This window comes from Pseudomonas sp. 300 (assembly GCF_055803035.1).
The window spans coordinates 2,846,794-2,863,904 of sequence record NZ_JAVLRV010000002.1 but is presented as its reverse complement, the minus strand read 5'-3'; the positions used below and the strand labels follow the sequence as shown (position 1 = coordinate 2,863,904).

The window sequence follows — 17,111 nt, the reverse complement described above, 5'->3', positions numbered from 1 at the left end:
TCGGCAGAGGCGAAAAGCCTGGCTGAACGGCTGACGACGTAGCCGGTCACAACCTATGAAGGCCATCACACTCACGGGCTTTGGAGGTTGGACAGGATGACGACTTATAACTGGGATTTGATTGAACGCCTGCTGCACGAAGTGCAAAACGCTGCGCCCAGCTTTACGCCGCGGCCCTATGCAGAAGATTACGCGGCGGAAAAAGGTGCGGAAGGCGAGCAGACTGAAAACCTGGATCACCTGAAAGCGGTGGCCGGTGAGTATGAAAAGTTACTGTTGGAGCGGGGCTATATCGAATCTCGACCTGAAGAGCAGGGCGGAACCGGCTCGAACTACATGCTGACAATGCGGGGTTCGCGGTTGTTGAGCCTGATCGACAGCAGCATTCCGGGCAATGAGCATCCGCGGCAGGTGCTGGATGACCAGGAAGATGCGCTGGACGAGGTGACGTTTGATGAGGTGGCGTCCAAGGCGCAGATTGCCTGACGTACACACGACCCTTGTAGGCGCTGGCTCGCCAGCGATTGCGGTATTTCGGTCAACATGGATGTTATGGCCTTATCGCTGGCAAGCCAGTTCCTACAGGACGGTGGATGACTATCCCTGCTTCGCTGCTTTCAGGCACTTCAAATCATTGAAGTCTTTGCGCACGCCTTCGATTTTTTTCAGCAACCGCTGACGCTGGACCGGCGTGCTCTCGGCCATCAAATCGACAAACAACCCGCGTGCCTGAGCTTCGGTGTTGGCGTAGGCCTGGCGGTAGGCCGGTGTCCATAAGCTCTCTCGATTTACCAGAAGCGTCTCAATGCGCTGTGGGAATTCCGGACTCTGGCGCTGCGCAACTGCTGCGCTGAACTGTTTCTGCCAATGAGCGCGGTTGGCAATCCATTGGGTGTTCTGGTCGCCCAACGCATTTGACCAGGCAACGACCCGTTGTTGTTGAGGCGGACTCAGTGGACCGATCCAGTCATCCAGGCGTTTTTCCATGCGCTCGCCACGCTTCTTGATCTGCTGATCGAGCGACGGTTTTACGTAGTTCTCTTGGCGTTTGTGCTGGTCCTTGGCAAAGGCTTCGTTCATTTCCGCAACTTGCGTGTCGTCCAGCCCCTGCAGCAACTCGATGGCCGACGGGGTGATTTCCCGGGCGGTCTGGGCGATGGCTTGTTTGGCTTCCAGGGTGCGGGTTTGCAGTTCGGCGTCGGTGACCTGATTGGTTTCTACCATCAGCTGCAAACGGTCCAGCCAGTCGAGATAGCCCGGCAATTGCGTAGTGCAGTGCCAGCTCAGGTGTTCCTTCAGGCGTTCGTTGAACCAGCCTTTCTGTTCGCCGTTCATGTCCAGGTAATCGCTGAGCGTCCATGGAATGATCACGTCGAGGTTACGATAGGCCAGGCCCACGCGGCTGCAGGCGCCGAGGGCGAGAAAGAGGGTGATGACGATGGCAAGACATTTCAACCAGCGCGACATGGGCGAGTCCTTGCGAAAGCGTAGGTTCTCATGTGAACGCAGGATGAGCCTGGCAGTTCAGCCGATCAATAGAACGCGTGTTCGGCCTTGAGGGTGACCAGGCCGTCGCATTGACTGTTGTGTCCGGAATAGGCGGAGCAGTCGCTGCCGTTGAGGCTCGAGTCGCTGTAGATCAGGTCAAGGTCGATGCCCATGAACGGTCGGGACAGGGTCAGTGACCAGTCGGTGAAATTGCCTACGTACCCGCCGTCCACCGATACCGGGGTGTTGAGCTGGTGAGTGGTGTATTTCATGCTGATCCCGATCCCGAACGGCTGATTGCCACGGAGATCGGCGAATACGGTGCTGTTCTGTTTGTCCGGATCGTTGCTGAACGCTGCGCCGAAACGACTGCCCAACAGAGTCAAGCCGCCGAAGAGTTCCTGGGTGTCGAGCGTGTCCACTTTCGGGTAGCTGTAACGGATCATGCCGACTTCGTAACCGAGGGTTTGATCGAAGGGCTGTTTAAACCCCACGTAGGAATCCACTTCAAGGTTGTTCCCCGGACTCAACCCCATGCTCGGGGACCACTGCCCGAAGTAAAAGCCGCTGTCGTGACTCAGGTCGAGCCCGCCGTGGAAAGAGCCGGTGGTCGAAGGTTTGACCAGCCCTTGGGCCATGCTGCGACTGGGGGTGGTACCCAGCTTGAGATCGAAGTCGCCCAGCTCACGCTGGAAAACTTGCGCGTTGGCGACCGAGCAGAAAAGCAGGTTGCCCAGCAAGAAAAGAGAGAGTTTGAGCATGCGTCACTCCATGACCGCGAGGAGCAGAAACAAAAACTGCTGAAACGCTTGATCTAGACGTGTGCAAGCATACCGGCGAATGCTCGGCATCGAGGGCCGTTCGTCGATTTTTGAAATATTGGTGGGTTGGGCGGGGTGTTGCGGGAGGGTTCCAGTCCAAGCGCTTCGATGCTCAAAGCGCTTAGGGACCAGTTAACGCGGGGTCTTACTTCTTGCCGAGCGTGATCTGCTTGGACGGGCCGAACGTCTGGCCGCTGACGCCTTTGGCAATTTGCTGGATTTCGCCACCGGACTTGAGGAACGCAGCAATCTGGTTGTTGATCGATTCGCTGGTTTCAACGGCTGGAGCTGGCTTTGCTTTGCTGTTGGATGCTTTTACACGCATGGCGGCCATTAACCTGTAGAAAATTAACTTGGCCACGCATCGTACAGGAAATACTTGACAATTGCTTGGTAAATATCCCCCTGAAATACACGTCACAGAAACTGGATTAATCGCAAGTTATTATTCGAAATACTTCCCTAAGCTGCTGTTTTAACTAAGAACATCGGTGGATGGAAATGCTTTTTTGCTTGGCTGGGGGGAGCGAAAGTGCTCGGGATGTTCTGACGAGTGGCCAGCCCGTGTGACAAAACCCAGGAAAATTAAGGCCTGCAAAGGATTTTCTCGCGCCATCGGGCCGGCCGCCGAACGCGGCCGGTAAAAACGGGTAGAATGCCGCCCACGCAATGAGGGTATTGGACATGGCTTTAGTCGGGCGTTACAACAGTTTGCAAGTGGTTAAACACACTAACTTCGGTTTATATCTGGACGGTGGCGCGGACGGCGAAATCCTTCTGCCTAATCGTTATATTCCCAAAGATATTCCCAGCGAAGATGAAGACTGGCTCAACGTTTTTATTTATCTGGACAGCGATGACAAACTCATCGCAACAACCGAAAAGCCGAAAGTTCAGGTCGGTGAGTTCGCCAGTTTGAAAGTCGTTGAAGTCAACAGCATCGGTGTCTTCCTGGATTGGGGCCTGCCGAAGGATCTGTTGCTGCCGTATTCCGAAGAAAAACGTCAGATGACCGCTGGCGAGTACGTCGTGGTGCACGTCTACCTCGACAAGCACACCCGCCGTATCACCGCGACCGCGCGTCTGGACCGCTACCTGGACAAGACTCCGGCCAACTACACCCCCGGCCAGGAAGTTGATCTGCTGGTTGCCGAAGCGACCGATATGGGCTTCAAGGCAATCATCAATAACAAGCACTGGGGCTTGATCCACAAGAACGAAATCTTCAAGTTCATGCGCGCCGGTAAAGAAGAGAAGGGCTTTATCAAAGAAGTCCGTGCCGACGGCAAGATCAGCCTGAGCCTGCAGCCGGTCGGCGAAGAGGCCGCCACCAGCCTGAACTCGAAGATCCTCGCCAAGTTGCGCGACAACAACGGCACGCTGCCGGTGAGCGACAAAAGCGACCCGACGGTGATCACCAGCATGTTCGGCGTCAGCAAGGGCAACTTCAAGAAAGCCATCGGTGCGTTGTACAAGAATGGCCAGATCGTGATTCATGCCGATCGCATTGAACTAAGCTGACCGCGCGCCGGCCCCATGCAGGTCAATCACATGAGGTTGGACTGCGATGAAAAAAGCGCTGTATGCCTACGCTGGCACCTTGCTGGCGTTTCTCGTCCTCGACGGCCTCTGGCTCGGCGTACTGATGGCCCCGACCTATCGGGCGCTGCTCGGTTCGCTGATGCTTGACCAACCGCTGCTGGCCCCGGCGGCGGCGTTCTATCTGCTTTATGCCGTCGGTTGTGTGGTGTTCGTGGTGTTGCCGGCGAGTACCTGGCCGCGTGCCGCACGCCTGGGTGCATTGTTGGGGTTGGTGGCTTACGGCACGTATGACCTCAGCAACTGGGCGACGCTGCATGGCTGGTCAGCGCAGTTGGCCCTGATGGACATGGCGTGGGGAACCCTGGCGACCGGTATCGCTTGCACTGCCGGCTATTGGGCGTCGCGCAAGATGACGTCCGTAGTCACTTGAAGGTCTCCTGCAGGCTCCTTTTTCTGGCCATCTGGTTAATAATCGACAGCATAATTTTTCGCCCCGGCCCTGAGTCGGGGCTTTGCTTTCTACTGTGAGTCACTGCCATGGATTGTATTGTAGAGGTGTTCCGGTGAGCGCCACCCGGCGTAGCGCCGATGGGTTTGCCCTGCAAGTGATGATCGGGTTGTGCCTGATCTGGGGCGTGCAGCAAGTGATGATCAAGTGGGCGGCGCCGGACATCGCGCCGGTCATGCAGGCGGCCGGTCGGTCGGGCATTTCTGCGTTGCTTGTAGGATTACTGATCTGCTGGAAGGGCGGCTGGGATCAGGTCAGCCATACGTGGCGCGGCGGACTACTGGCCGGCGCACTGTTTGGACTGGAATTCTTCTTCATTTCCGAAGGCTTGCAGCTGACCACGGCCGCACATATGTCGGTATTCCTTTACACGGCGCCGATCTTCACCGCGTTGGGTGTGCACTGGCTGTTGCCGAGTGAGCGTTTAAGGCCGGTGCAATGGTTGGGGATTTTTCTGGCGTTTGTCGGGATTGCCATCGCGTTTGCCGGCGGGGTGTCTTGGGACAACCTCGACCACCGCATGCTGATGGGCGATGCACTGGGCGTGCTGGCCGGCGCCGCTTGGGGGGCGACCACCGTGGTGGTGCGCGCCTCGCGCCTGTCGGAGGCACCGGTGACGCTCACGTTGTTCTACCAATTGATTGTCGGTTTCGTCGGCCTGCTGCTGATCGCGATGCTCAGCGGCCAGGTCACCCACGTCAGCCTGACCACCGTGGCCGTGGCCAGCGTGCTGTTCCAGGGCCTGGTGGTCTCGTTTTTCAGCTACCTGACGTGGTTCTGGCTGTTGCGCCGGTATCTGGCGGCGAACCTCGCGGTGTTTTCGTTCATGACGCCGTTGTTCGGTGTCACGTTCGGCGTGGTGTTGCTGGGTGAGGCGCTGAGTCTCAACTTTGTCATCGGTGCCGTGCTGGTGCTGCTCGGCATCACGTTTGTCAGCGCGGAGCAGTGGGTGCGCCGGCGTTTGCGCAAGGCCCTCGGCCAGCTCTGACCGGACTGAACAACAAGCCGCCGCGCGGTGAATCAGACGGTTTACCGATGAGGTGGATTCAGGTCCAGGCGATTATCTGAACTAATGGTCAGGTATTTGGATCAATTCAGTAACAGATCATTGCGGATTTTGCCGAGCATTGCGTAGGACTTCGGACTATTATCAGTGTGAAGGGGCTACAGAATTTCAGCCGCTCGGCACTACCCTGAAGGGGGCACCATGAAAGAGAAAATTCAAAACTGGCTGCATGACCTGGGTGTCGCACTCGGTTTGATCGAACCGCCTCTGCAACCTGTGCCAATTCGCACTGACGACGAACAGCGTCGACGCCAGCAGCGTCGGCGCTAATGTCCAGGTCTGGAAGACCGCAGCCGTGTTGTTGCAGCTGCCGAAGGCTGCGTTCGGCTGCGTAGCAGACGTAGATTCAAAGATCGGGCGAAATCAATGCCGCCCGATTTCCATCAAAAACCGACTCAGATCATTCGCCGTCCTGGCGCTATTGAGCATCCGGTCTTCCTCAGCGGTAAACGCCGTCAACCCCAGCTCATCTTCCAGATGGATGATCAGGTCTTCGATGTCCGCTTTATCCAGGCCCAATTCCGCCAGGCTGGCGTTATCGTCAAAGACATCCTGACTTTCCAGCAAGCGGCTGATGTACTGATGAACGGCGGCACGCACGACGGTTCTTTTCATGGTCGTTCTTCGAGGGCGTTATTGTTGTTGTCCCAGGGTTGAGTACAGCAGGCCTCAGCCATGGGAGCGCTGCCACTCATCAATCATCGTGCGCAAATGTTCTCCGGAAAAACTCCCGAAATGCCCGCCATGCACCGTGCGGATTGGCAACGCGCGCAAGCGTTGCAGACTGCGCGCGTAGTCGTCGAGGTTGGAATGGTAGGCGTCTTCGATCAGCGGGCCGTCGTAGATGATATCGCCGCTGAACAGCGTCTCGGTGACCGCTTCATACAGGCTGATACCTCCTGGCGAATGCCCCGGCGTGTGCAGCACCTGCAACACACGATCACCCAGATCCAGCACGTCACCTTCCTCAATCATCCCCGTGGCCGGTGCGGCTTTGACCCGGTATTCGGCGTAGCACAGCGGGCAATCGGGGTGAGCCTCGAACATGTCGTCGCCGACGAATGCCCGGCTCAAATCGTTTTCGCCGTCAGGTCCCGCAAGGATGTCGGCCTCGGCGGGATGCACCAGGCGTTCGGCAAATTCGTGATGACCGGCAATGTGGTCGAAATGGCAATGACTGGCCACGGCCACCAGCGGCCGCTCGGTGATCCACGGCAGTTGCTCGCGCAGGCTCACCAGCCCGGAGCCGCTATCCAGCAGCAGGTCCTTGTCACGGCCCTGAATATGCCAGAGGTTGCAGCGGTAGAAGGGGCGGATGTACGGCTCGTGAATCAGGCGGATGCCGTCGCTTAGCTGTTTGACTTCGAACCACTGATCGCGAGAAACAATCTTCATCAAAGGTTTTCTCCAGACGAAAAAAAACGGGTGTGGCAAGTGGGCGTGTCCTCCCTTATTTCATGCGCCGCGCCGGATCTGATGTCGTGCAGGGCAAGGCGCGAGGAGCGTGGTTTGGTTGTTCCAAATTAGCTCCGAGTAACGCAGCCCTGCACGACATCAGCTCCGGCCCTCCGGGTTGTGCCTAAAAGTGAGCCAGACTGCGTTGCAGTCCTTGGCAAGGAAACGACCCTTACCTACGGACTGCGCCTTGCCTGGCTCGCTTTTAGGCGCAACGCGGCGCATGAAATAAGGGAGGACACGCCCGTGCCACACCCGTCGAAGAAAGCATCAAGTCGTTATGTTCAGCTTAGGCGGCGCTGGCCACCACTGCCGGGCGAGGGGACAGCAAGCTGACCACCACGAAACTCACCAGACCTACGCCGAGGCTGTAGTAGATCGGGGTGTTGGCGTCCATACCGTCCTTGATCATGAACAACAGCGCGGTGGCGAAGCCCATGCCCATGCTGGCGATCGCGCCGGCGGTGGTTGCGCGTTTCCAGAAGATTGCTCCGATCAGCGGGATCAGCATGCCGCCCACCAACAGGTTGTAAGCCAGGGTCAGCGCGCTGATCACGTCGTTGACGACCAGTGCGATACCCAGCACCACGAGGCCGGTCAGCAGGGTGAACAGGCGGTTGATGCCCAGGCTCGACGTTTTACCGCCGCGCAGTTTCGGCAGCAGGTCTTCGGTGAGGGTGGTAGCAGCGGCGAGCAGGCCGGCGCTGGCGGTGGACATCATGGCGGCCAGGGCAGCGGCGATCACCAGGCCTCGGATACCATCCGGCAGGGACAGTTTGACTATGGCGGCGAAGGCGTTGTTGACGTTGTCCAGGTCCGGGATCAGCACATGAGCAGCCATGCCGATCAGGGCACAGGCCAGTCCGTAAAGGATGCAGTAGAAGCCTGCGAATGTACCGGCGACCTGAGCCACTTTGGCGCTCTTGACGGTGAACACACGCTGCCAGATGTCCTGGCCGATCAGGATCCCGAAGAAGTAGATCATGAAGTAGGTGATGATGGTGTCCCAGCCAATCGTGGTGAAGCTGAAGGCGGTTGCCGGCAGTTTCAACACCAGCTCATCCCAACCACCGACGCGGTACAGGCAGATTGGCAACAGGATGAACATCAGGCCCACGGTCTTGATGACGAACTGGACGATGTCGGTCAGGGTCAGGGACCACATGCCGCCGATCGCCGAATAAATCACCACCACACCACCGCCGACCAATACCGACAGCCAGAACGGCAGGTCGAACAGCACTTGCAGCACGGTGCCAATGGCCAGGATCGAAACCACGCCGATCATCAGCGCATACGCCAGCATGATCACCGCGCTCGCGGTGCGGGCCATCGGGTTGTAGCGTTTTTCCAGCACCTGGGTAACGGTGTAGATTTTCAGTTTCAGCAGCGGTTTGGCGAGGAACAGGTTCAGCGCCACGATCCCGCAACCGAGGGCCGCGCAAAGCCAAAAACCGGAAATGCCATGGACGTAGCCCAGGCGCACGGTGCCGACGGTAGATGCGCCGCCCAGAACGGTAGCGGCCATGGTGCCCATGTACAGGCTCGGGCCGAGGTTACGACCGGCGACCAAAAAGTCTTCGTTGGTCTTGGCCTTGCGCATTCCGTAGTAGCCGAGTATCAGCATCGCGGCGGCGTAGATAAGTACGACGAATAAATCCAATGCCATGATGGCGTGTCTCCGATTGTCTTTTTTATGGTGAGGCGAAAATCAATCCCTGTGACGCCGCCAATTCCTGTGGGCGCGTGGCGTGCCCGCGATGGCGGCGCCGCGGTCTGTCAGGCAGATCGCTTCATCGCTCATCGCGGGCAAGCCCGTTCCTACAGGTAATGCGTTGACCACAGGTGATGCGTTTATTCAGGCGGCTTGTCGCACCGCCGGTTTACCGAGCGAATCCGTGCCCTTGCTGCGTGAATCATTCGGTCCGAACACCGCAGCCGATTCCGGGAACAGGCTCAGCAACGCCAGGTACACCAGCGAGGCCAGGCCCAGGGTCACCGGCAGGCTGATGTCGATGCCGCCGGCCAGGTCGCCCAGCACACCCACAAACTGCCCCGGCAGGTTCACAAAGCACAAACCGACCAATGCACTCGGGATCCAGGCACCCAGTCCACGCCAGTTCCAGCCGTGGGTGAACCAGTAACGACCGCCTTTCTCACCGCGGGTGAACACTTGCAGGTCATCCGGGCAGTAGAAGCCGCGGCGCACCAGCAGACCGATGATCATGATCACCATCCACGGGGTGGTGCAGGTGATGATCAGCACGGCGAAGGTCGACACGCTCTGCACCAGGTTTGCCGCAAAGCGTCCGATGAAGATGAAGGCAATCGACATCACACCGATCAACAGGGTGGCCTTGACCCGCGACAGCACACGCGGGAACACGCTGGACATGTCCAGCCCGGTGCCATACAGCGAGGTGGTGCCCGTGGACATGCCGCCGATCACCGCAATCAGGCACACCGGCAGGAAGAACCAGCTCGGTGAAACGGCCAGCAGGCCACCGACGTAGTTGTTGGCCGCGATGTAGTCCGGCGCCTTGATCGCAACGATGGTCGCAGTGGCGAGGCCGAACAGGAACGGGATGAACGTTGCGATCTGCGAGATCACCACCGCGGCCATGATCCGGCGCTTGGAGGTGTTACGCGGGATGTAACGCGACCAGTCACCGAGGAACGCGCCGAAGGAAATCGGGTTGCTCATCGCCACCAGTGCCGCGCCGATGAAGGCCGCCCAGAAACCCGGTTGGCCCATGCTCACGGTGCCGGCGTAGTTCACATCAAAAGGACCGGCGAAGGCGAAGATGCCCAGCAGAAACAGCAGGCTGGCGCTCCACACCGCGATCTTGTTGACCCACAGCAGGAAGCGGAAACCGTAGATGCACACCGTCAACACCAGAATCGCAAACAGACCGTAAGCCAGGCCCAGGGTCAGGTCGGTTTCCGGCAGGCCGATGAGGCGTTTCGCCCCACCGATCAGCGCATCACCCGAACTCCATACCGAGAGCGAGAAGAAGGCGATAGCGGTCAACAGCGACAAAAACGAACCGACAATCCGCCCGTGCACGCCGAAGTGTGCACCGGAAGACACGGCGTTGTTGGTGCCGTTTATCGGGCCGAACAGGCCCATAGGCGCGAGGATCAGCGAACCCAGCAACACGCCCAGCACAATCGCGCAGACGCCCGCCTGAAAGGACAGGCCGAACAGCACCGGGAAACTGCCGAGCACGGCGGTGGCAAAGGTGTTGGAACCGCCGAAGATCATCCGGAACAAGTCCGTCGGGCCTGCGGTGCGTTCGTTGTCCGGGATCTGTTCGACCCCGTAGGTTTCAATGTGCGTAAGGCTTTGGTCGTTGTTGTTGTTATTCATGATCTGCTCCGATCATAAAGGCGCGCTCATCGTGTGTGAGCGTCACCTGTTTGGCTAAGGGGTTGGCAGCCCTTCCGGCATCGCGGACAAATGTTCGTGGCAGGCCAGCCATAGGCCTTGTTGTTCTTGGCCAGACGCTTGTTTTTTGAAAACAATCGTCTCGCGCTCCTGGCTGAAGTGTTGCTCCCCTTGCATGCGCAGCTCGGTGGCCACGTCATGGATGAAAATCGCCACGTCACCTTGCAGGCTGACGAAAGCGTTGCTCGAGGTGCACGACAGCACCTCGAAGCCATCCTCGGCACGCCAGATGTCCCACAACGCCTGATAGGCATCGCGCGACAGCAGAGGCTGCTCGAGGGTGTAGAAGACGAAGCTGGCATCGGCGCTGAACGCGCCGAAGTAGGCTTCGCGATCATTGCGGGCAAAGGCGGCCACCAGATCGGCGGCGGCCTTCAAAACCTGATCACGTTCATTCATGACCAATCCTCAGCGATGGGCCACGCCAGGCAGTACGCAGAGCATTTCGTACAGCAGGTTGGCGCCCAGCAGCGAGGTGTTGCCGGTGGTGTCGTACGCGGGCGAGACTTCTACCAGGTCGCAACCGACCAGGTCGAGACCTTGGCAGCCACGAACGATCTCGATTGCCTGAATGGTGGTCAGGCCGCCGATTTCCGGGGTGCCGGTGCCAGGTGCCCAGGCCGGGTCGATACCGTCGATATCGAAGCTCAGGTACACCGGACCGCCACCGACTTTCTCGCGAACTTCGGCCATCAAAGGCGCGAGGGATTTGTGCCAGCATTCTTCGGCCTGAACCACACGGAAGCCCTGATTGCGGCTCCAGTTGAAGTCGTCAGCGGTGTAGCCCTGGGCGCGCAGGCCAATTTGCACCACGCGGTCGCAATCCAGAAGACCTTCTTCGACGGCGCGACGGAAGGTGGTGCCGTGGGCGATTTTCTCGCCGAACATGTGATCGTTCACATCGGCGTGAGCATCGATGTGCACCAGGCCGACCTTGCCGTGTTTTTTGTGGATGGCACGCAGGATCGGCAGGGTGATGGTGTGGTCGCCGCCGAGGGTCAGCGGGATCACATCGTGTTCAAGGATATTGTCGTAAGACTCTTCGATGATCCGCACGGCGTCGAGCAGGTTGAAGGTGTTGATCGCGATGTCGCCGATGTCGGCAACCGACAGCGAGTCGAACGGTGCAGCGCCGGTGGCCATGTTGTACGGGCGAATCATTACCGATTCAGCGCGGATTTCACGTGGCCCGAAACGGGTGCCGGGGCGCAGGGAAGTGCCGATATCCAGCGGGATGCCGATAAAGGCAGCGTCCAGGCCGGCAGCGGTGGGTACATGCGGGAGTCGGAGCATGGTGGCGATGCCGCCGAAGCGCGGCATTTCGTTGCCGCCCAGTGGTTGGTGAAGAATCTTGTCCACGGGTAGGGCCTCATCGTCGTTGTTTTATTTATGTCGGTTACACCGCACCGGGGAGGTTCGGGCACCGTTAGGGGCCGATTCTGCGAAATGTAGTGGTCGGGAAGAATCGCTACGGGCAAATACTTAGTTCAGATTTTTCTAAACTAATGCCTTGGCTGGCGATAGACTTCAAGATCACCACAGACCCAATGTTTTTACAGAGACAGCGCGCGTAACCTTGCGACAGGAACTCCCCATGGCCAACGCTTTACCCGACTTGAAACTGTTGCGCATCTTCGTCAGCGTGGTCCGCCATCAGGGGTTCGCCAACGCCCAGCAAGAGCTCAACCTCTCGACCTCGGCGATCAGCACCTACATGAGCCAGCTCGAGGCGGCCCTCGGCCTGGTGCTCTGCCATCGCGGGCGCGGCGGGTTCAGCCTGACCAGCAAGGGCGAGCTGTTCCATCAGGAAACCCTGCGCCTGCTCGGCGAACTCGAAGGCTTCGAGCAATACGCGGCGGCGCTGAAGGGAGAATTGCGCGGTACGCTGAACCTCGGCGTCATCGACTCCACCGTCAGCGACAAGGCCTTGCCGTTCGCCGAAGCTATCGGCGCCTACAGTCAGGAACACCCGGCCGTGCATTTGCACCTGTCGGTGATGAGCCCGTACGAGCTGCAACTCGGCGTACAGGACAACCGCCTCGACCTGGCCATCGGTGCGTTTTCCACACGCATGAGCGGGCTGGTCTACATGCCGTTGTACCGCGAGCAGCACTGGCTGTATTGCAGCAGCCGGCACCCGCTGTTCACCGAGCGGCGCATCCCCGAGCAAGTCATCACCCAGCAGCGCATGGTCGGCCGTGGCTATTGGAGCCAGGCCGAGCTGGCGCGCCACGGCTTCAAACACAGTGCCGCGACCGTGGAAAGTATGGAGGCGCAACTGATCCTGGTGCTGTCCGGCGCCTACATCGGTTACCTGCCGGAGCACTACGCCCAGGCCTGGGCCGACAAGGGGGATTTGCGCGTGTTGCTGCCGGCGACCTTCGGTTACCAGGCACCGTTCTCGATGATCATGCGCCGGGGCCGCAGCCGCGAACCGTTGATCCAGACCTTCCGCGATCTGCTCAAAGCGCAACTCAATCAGGCTTGAGAACATGTCCAGAATCCAATGCCCGCGCTGCCTGCGTCCGCAAACCCACTGCCTGTGCCCACTGATCCCGAGCCTCGACAGCCGCACTCGGGTGTTGCTGTTGCAGCATCCGAGCGAAGTGAACCATGCGCTGAACACCGCGCGGTTGGCGGCGCTGGGGTTGAACAATGCCGAGTTGATTGTGGGAGAGGTGTTCGAAAATTTACCGGCACTGTTGAATCAATCGGGCTATCAGGCGCGGCTGTTGTTTCCGGCAGAGCAGGCACAGCCGTTGCAGGCTTACACCGCAAATGATCAAGCGCTGCTGCTGGTGGTCCCGGACGGCACCTGGCGCAAGGCGCGCAAAATGCTGCACCTCAATCCGTTGCTGGCGGCGTTGCCCCGAGTGACCCTGGCGGAGGGCGGCGTGTCACGGTATCGCTTGCGCAAGGCGCCGGGGCCGGGTGCGTTGTCGACGGTGGAGGCGATTGTGCAGGCGTTGCAGACGCTGGAAGCACCCGTGAGTTTCGAGCCGTTGTTGAAACCGTTCGAGGCGTTGATCGAGGGGCAGATTGCGGCGATGGGGGAGGAAACCTTCCAGCGCAATCATGGCGACAGATAAGTATTGTTTTTACCGGCCCCATCGCTAGCAGGCTAGCTCCCACAGTTGATCAGTGGTGAGTACAAAATACGTGATCGCTCCAATTCCCCTGTGGGAGCTAGCCTGCTAGCGATAGCCATTGCACATTCAATGAAAATTCTGGCCGGATCTATCGCTCCCGCATCGCCTCGGTCCGGGCTTTAAGCACCGGCTTCAGCAGATAATCCAGCACACTTTTCTCACCCGTGATGATGTCCACCGTGGCAACCATCCCGGGAATAATCAGCAACGGTTTCACATCTCCACCCAAGTGATTTTTATCGGTCCGCACCTGGATCAGATAAAAACTGTTGCCCTTGTCATCGGTGATCGTGTCCGCCCCGATCAGCTCAAGCTTGGCACTCAACCCACCATAAATCGTGTAGTCATACGCACTGAACTTGACCATCGCTTTCTGCCCCGGATGCAGGAACGCCACGTCCTGCGGCCGCACCTTGGCTTCGATCAGCAGGTTGTCTTCGATGGGGACGATTTCCACCATGTCGCTGCCCGGCTGGACCACGCCCCCGATGGTGTTGACCTTCAGCACTTTGATAATTCCGTGCACGGGCGACACCACCGTCGTGCGGCTCACGCGATCGTCGATGGCGATGCTCGACGCGGTGATTTTCGACAGGTCGGTGCGTTTCTCATTCAACTCTTTCGCCGCGTCCGAGCGGAAGGATTGTTCCGATTCGTCGATCTTGCTTTTGATCTCGTTGATCGCCGATTCGGCGCGAGGAATCGCCAGCGTCGTGGCATTCAGCGAACCGCGAATCTCCACTGCGCTGCGTTTGAGCCGCAGGATTTCCACCGGCGACACCGCGCCGGTACCCACCAGGGGTGCAGACATGTTCATCTCTTGTTGCAGCAGCGCCAGGCTTGAACTGTATTGCCCCTGTTTCGAGCGAAACTCCGCCAGTTCCTGGGTTTTCTGCCGCAGTTGTTCGGTCAGTGTGCGCTGTTCGCTGGCCAGCCGGCGTTGCCGTTGTTCGTACAGCGAGCGCTCGTCTTCGGCGACTTGCGGGGCCTTGGCGATCACCTCCGGCGACAACTTGAATGGCCGGCCCTCGGCCTCGGCGGACAGGCGTTCGACCTGTGCAGTCAGCGCATAGCGATCAACCTCGCTTTCTCCCTTGTTCGACAGAAAGCGCGTGTCATCCAGGCGCAGCAGCGTGTCGCCCTTGTTCACCATTTGCCCTTCGCGCACGAAGATCTCGGTGACGATGCCACCCTCCAGGTTCTGGATCACCTGCACCTTGCTCGACGGAATCGCCTTGCCTTCGCCCATGGTGACTTCCTGCAACACGGCGAACTTGGCCCAGACCACCGCACTGATGATCAACGCAGCGGCGAGCCACACGGTGATCCGCGACCAGCGCGGGGAATCCTGCAATGAGGCGCCGGCCGTTTCCGGCATGAACTCGCTTTCGGCACTTTTGCTGAAGCTGTCGAAGTACCCGCGTGTCTTCGACGTTACAGGCAGGGAATTAGGCATGGCGGACTCCTAGACGGCCGCAGAGCCGACACGGCCCTTGCGCAGTGCATCGATGACCGCTTCTTTCGGACCGTCGGCGACGATCCTCCCGTTGTCCAGCACCACCAGCCGATCCACCAGGCTCAGCATCGAGGTGCGGTGAGTCACCAGCAGCAAGGTTTTGCCCTGGACCCAACCGTGGAGTTTTTGCCGCAGGACATCTTCGCTGCTGTTGTCCATGGCGCTGGTGGGTTCGTCGAGCAACATGATCGGCGGGTCGAGCAACAAGGCGCGGGCCAGCAACACCGCTTGGCGTTGCCCACCCGACAGCAACTGCCCGCGTTCGCCGACAGGCCGGTCAAACCCTTGCGGATGTTGACGCGCCAGTTCGGTCACACCGGTCAATTCCGCCACTTCCAGCATCCGCGAATCGCTGATGTAACGCGCGCCGAGGGTCAGGTTGTCGCGCAGGCTGCCGGCCAGCAGCGGCAGGTCATGGGCGACGTAACCGATCTGTTGACGCAGGTCGGCGACGTCCAGTTGCCGCAGGTCCAGGCCATCGAGCAGCAACTGACCTTCCTCAGGTTCGTAGAAGCCCATCAGCAGTCGCCCCAAGGTACTTTTCCCCGAACCGCTGCGCCCGATGATGCCGACCCGTTCACCGGGTTTCAGGCTGAAACTGATGTTGGCCAGCGCTGGGGCGTTCTGGCCGTTGTAGTGAAAGGTCACGCCGCTGACGTCGAGGGCGCCTTGCAGTTGCGTGCGTTCCAAGGGGCGCTGTTTGGCGTCGCGCTCTTGCGGCAGGCCCATCAGCGCATCGGTGCTTTTCATCGTCAGTTGCGCTTGCTGATAGCGCGTGATCAGGCCTGCGATCTGTCCCAGCGGCGCGAGCACACGGCTGCCGAGCATGTACGTCGCCACCAGTGCGCCGACGCTGAGGTTGCCGGCAATGATGCTGTAGACCCCGGCGACGATGGTCGCCATGCCGGAGAACTGCTGGATGAACAACGTGCCGTTGGTGGCCAGCGCCGACAGGTTGCGCGCATGGCTGTCGAGGCGGGTGAGGGCGCCGTGGGTGCTTTCCCATTTGTGTTGGCGTTCACTCTCGGCGCTGCAAGCCTTGAGGGTTTCCAGGCCGCCGAGGGTTTCGATCAGCAGGGCCTGGCGTTCGGCGCCGAGGGTCAGGCTTTTTTGCACGGTGTCGCGCAGGCGCACTTGAATCACCATCGCGAACAGGATGGTGATCGGAAACGCCAGCAACGGAATCACCACCAACCAGCCACCGAGCAGGCCGATCACCACCAGCATCAGCACGGCGAAGGGCAGGTCGATCAGGCTGGTCAGGGTTACGGCGGTGAGAAATTCACGCAGGCCCTGGAAGTCATGAATGCTTTGAGCGAACCCCCCGATGGTCGCCGGGCGCGCTTTCATCGACATGCCGGTGATGCGTTCGAACAGCGTGGCGGACAGGATCACGTCGGTTTTCTTCCCGGCGGTATCCAGCAAATGTGCGCGGACCACCCGCAATGCCAGCTCGAAACCGGTGCCGATCAGCAAACCGATGGACAGCACCCACAGGGTCGAAGTGGCCTGGTTCGGCACCACCCGGTCGTAGGTCTGCATCACGAACAGCGGCACCATCAGCCCCAGCAGGTTGATCAGGAAACTCGCCAGGATCGCATCGCTGTACAGCCATTTCGACAACTTCAAGGTGTCGCGAAACCATGCCTCCACACGTGGCACCAGGGGCGAGCGCAGGTCTTCGAGTTCATGCCGTGGCCGGGCGAACAAGGCTTGGCCGCTGTAGTTTTCGGCCAGCTCTTCACGGCTGACCCATTGCTCGCCGCCGTCGGCTTCGCTCGGCAGAATCAGCAACCGGCCATCCTCGCCAAAGCGACGCAGCACTGCGGTGCGGCCGTTGTTGAGGATCAGCATCACGGGCAAATTGAGCGCGGAAATGTCGTCCAGTTCGCGGCGCAGCAAGCGCGCCTGCAGACTGGCCCGGGCCGCAGCGCGCGGCAGCAGGTCCAGGCTCAAGCGTTGGTGTGCCATTGGCAGCCCGGCACTCAGGCTGGCGCGACTGACCGTCGCGCCATGAAGTTTGCAGAGAATCAGCAGCCCGTCCAGAAGCGGGTCATCGAAGCTCAGCCGCGGATCGACACCATTGTTGCCGGATTCCATGCTGGTCACATTGATCGC

Annotated in this window: 18 protein-coding genes; 7 read left to right on the top strand and 11 right to left on the bottom strand. The window is 59.6% G+C overall.

Going from position 1 to position 17,111, the window contains the following annotated elements:
- The first annotated feature begins 96 nt into the window (after positions 1 to 96).
- Complete coding sequence (locus tag Q7W83_RS19485) at positions 97 to 486, top strand: transcriptional regulator (protein WP_150636409.1); 390 nt, start codon at positions 97 to 99, stop codon at positions 484 to 486.
- 111 nt (positions 487 to 597) lie between these two features.
- Here Q7W83_RS19485 and Q7W83_RS19480 read toward each other — a convergent pair whose 3' ends face one another.
- The 3 genes from Q7W83_RS19480 to Q7W83_RS19470 all read right to left on the bottom strand — a co-directional run bounded on the left by Q7W83_RS19480 (position 598) and on the right by Q7W83_RS19470 (position 2,643).
- Positions 598 to 1,467 carry a DUF6279 family lipoprotein gene (locus Q7W83_RS19480; protein ID WP_473656566.1) on the bottom strand — a complete coding sequence of 290 codons (870 nt, stop codon included), beginning with the start codon at positions 1,465 to 1,467 and terminating at the stop codon, positions 598 to 600.
- 65 nt (positions 1,468 to 1,532) lie between these two features.
- On the bottom strand, positions 1,533 to 2,249 hold the full coding sequence (locus Q7W83_RS19475) for a TorF family putative porin (RefSeq protein ID WP_150634048.1): 717 nt from the start codon (positions 2,247 to 2,249) through the stop codon (positions 1,533 to 1,535).
- 205 nt (positions 2,250 to 2,454) lie between these two features.
- Entirely contained in the window at positions 2,455 to 2,643 is a 189-nt protein-coding gene (locus Q7W83_RS19470; RefSeq protein ID WP_017337097.1) for a hypothetical protein, read from the bottom strand.
- A gap of 350 nt (positions 2,644 to 2,993) precedes the next feature.
- Between Q7W83_RS19470 and Q7W83_RS19465 the strand changes: the two genes are divergently transcribed.
- The 4 genes from Q7W83_RS19465 to Q7W83_RS19450 all read left to right on the top strand — a co-directional run bounded on the left by Q7W83_RS19465 (position 2,994) and on the right by Q7W83_RS19450 (position 5,695).
- Complete coding sequence (locus Q7W83_RS19465) at positions 2,994 to 3,830, top strand: CvfB family protein (protein WP_150634047.1); 837 nt, start codon at positions 2,994 to 2,996, stop codon at positions 3,828 to 3,830.
- Positions 3,831 to 3,876: 46 nt separating this feature from the next.
- Positions 3,877 to 4,281 carry a DUF2177 family protein gene (locus Q7W83_RS19460; RefSeq protein WP_150634046.1) on the top strand — a complete coding sequence of 135 codons (405 nt, stop codon included), beginning with the start codon at positions 3,877 to 3,879 and terminating at the stop codon, positions 4,279 to 4,281.
- Between the two features lie 133 nt (positions 4,282 to 4,414).
- Positions 4,415 to 5,347: a DMT family transporter gene (locus Q7W83_RS19455; RefSeq protein WP_150634045.1), complete on the top strand. Its 933-nt coding sequence runs from the start codon at positions 4,415 to 4,417 to the stop codon at positions 5,345 to 5,347.
- Positions 5,348 to 5,566: 219 nt separating this feature from the next.
- Positions 5,567 to 5,695 (top strand): PA1414 family protein, encoded by a 129-nt coding sequence (locus Q7W83_RS19450; protein ID WP_007914492.1) that lies wholly within the window; start codon positions 5,567 to 5,569, stop codon positions 5,693 to 5,695.
- A gap of 93 nt (positions 5,696 to 5,788) precedes the next feature.
- Here Q7W83_RS19450 and Q7W83_RS19445 read toward each other — a convergent pair whose 3' ends face one another.
- The 6 genes from Q7W83_RS19445 to speB all read right to left on the bottom strand — a co-directional run bounded on the left by Q7W83_RS19445 (position 5,789) and on the right by speB (position 11,687).
- Positions 5,789 to 6,040 carry an acyl carrier protein gene (locus tag Q7W83_RS19445; protein ID WP_473656561.1) on the bottom strand — a complete coding sequence of 84 codons (252 nt, stop codon included), beginning with the start codon at positions 6,038 to 6,040 and terminating at the stop codon, positions 5,789 to 5,791.
- A gap of 54 nt (positions 6,041 to 6,094) precedes the next feature.
- A complete protein-coding gene (locus tag Q7W83_RS19440) occupies positions 6,095 to 6,820 on the bottom strand; it encodes an MBL fold metallo-hydrolase (RefSeq protein ID WP_150634043.1) in 726 nt (241 codons plus the stop codon).
- A gap of 349 nt (positions 6,821 to 7,169) precedes the next feature.
- On the bottom strand, positions 7,170 to 8,549 hold the full coding sequence (locus Q7W83_RS19435; protein ID WP_150634042.1) for a sodium:solute symporter family protein: 1,380 nt from the start codon (positions 8,547 to 8,549) through the stop codon (positions 7,170 to 7,172).
- 189 nt (positions 8,550 to 8,738) lie between these two features.
- Complete coding sequence (locus Q7W83_RS19430) at positions 8,739 to 10,250, bottom strand: purine-cytosine permease family protein (protein ID WP_150634041.1); 1,512 nt, start codon at positions 10,248 to 10,250, stop codon at positions 8,739 to 8,741.
- A gap of 54 nt (positions 10,251 to 10,304) precedes the next feature.
- Positions 10,305 to 10,727, bottom strand: coding sequence for a YybH family protein (locus tag Q7W83_RS19425; RefSeq protein ID WP_150634040.1), 423 nt, complete (start codon positions 10,725 to 10,727; stop codon positions 10,305 to 10,307).
- Between the two features lie 9 nt (positions 10,728 to 10,736).
- Positions 10,737 to 11,687, bottom strand: a complete 951-nt coding sequence (gene speB, locus Q7W83_RS19420; protein WP_008034256.1) for an agmatinase — start codon at positions 11,685 to 11,687, stop codon at positions 10,737 to 10,739.
- A gap of 235 nt (positions 11,688 to 11,922) precedes the next feature.
- On the opposite strand from speB, the gene Q7W83_RS19415 reads away from it, so the two are divergent.
- A complete protein-coding gene (locus tag Q7W83_RS19415) occupies positions 11,923 to 12,816 on the top strand; it encodes a LysR family transcriptional regulator (RefSeq protein ID WP_008034255.1) in 894 nt (297 codons plus the stop codon).
- 4 nt (positions 12,817 to 12,820) lie between these two features.
- Positions 12,821 to 13,417, top strand: coding sequence for a tRNA-uridine aminocarboxypropyltransferase (locus Q7W83_RS19410; RefSeq protein ID WP_150637644.1), 597 nt, complete (start codon positions 12,821 to 12,823; stop codon positions 13,415 to 13,417).
- Between the two features lie 148 nt (positions 13,418 to 13,565).
- Here the strand turns inward: Q7W83_RS19410 and Q7W83_RS19405 are convergent, their stop codons facing one another.
- Positions 13,566 to 14,933: an HlyD family type I secretion periplasmic adaptor subunit gene (locus Q7W83_RS19405; RefSeq protein WP_150634038.1), complete on the bottom strand. Its 1,368-nt coding sequence runs from the start codon at positions 14,931 to 14,933 to the stop codon at positions 13,566 to 13,568.
- Between the two features lie 9 nt (positions 14,934 to 14,942).
- Positions 14,943 to 17,102: a type I secretion system permease/ATPase gene (locus Q7W83_RS19400; RefSeq protein WP_150653797.1), complete on the bottom strand. Its 2,160-nt coding sequence runs from the start codon at positions 17,100 to 17,102 to the stop codon at positions 14,943 to 14,945.
- Between the last annotated feature and the right edge of the window lie 9 nt (positions 17,103 to 17,111).